General features: G+C 26.4%; 1 protein-coding gene. It reads right to left on the minus strand.

Features of this window, described 5'->3' with window-relative positions:
- Positions 1 to 113: 113 nt before the first annotated feature.
- A partial coding sequence (locus H6A13_RS13120) for a hypothetical protein (RefSeq protein WP_204909963.1) occupies positions 114 to 450 on the minus strand: 337 nt, incomplete at its 5' end.

The following is a 450-nucleotide window of genomic DNA, read 5'->3' on the forward strand; positions in this document are numbered from 1 at the left end:
GCTTTTGTAACACTCTGAGAACCAGATATGAAGTGAATTACTCCAAGTATCTGAAGTATCTCACAAAAGTTGCGGATTTGCTATCCGGGTGAATATAAAGCGCTTACATTAGATTAGTTTCTTTTCAAAATAGATATATTTTTCAAAATAATAGATCTTAGTTTTAATAACAAATAAATTTGTCTACCTTTGTTTTTATATACTAACCATGCAAAATACTTATAATATTTTCGCCCAAACTTAGTATAATCATATATCTCAGAATACTCTTTTTTAGTTAAGTTTTCCAAAAAAATATTATAAGCTAATCTTTTATGAACAATAGTAAACAGCATTCCATGTAAATCATAAAAATATTCATTATACATTTCAGGAATCACGCAATTATACTTATCACGCAAGAATTTCTCTTCATATTCTCTTACAACTATTAATTGATCAAGTTTGTTT

Source organism: Mordavella massiliensis, assembly GCF_016902415.1.
Classification (GTDB): Bacteria; Bacillota; Clostridia; order Lachnospirales; family Lachnospiraceae; genus Merdimonas; species Merdimonas faecigallinarum.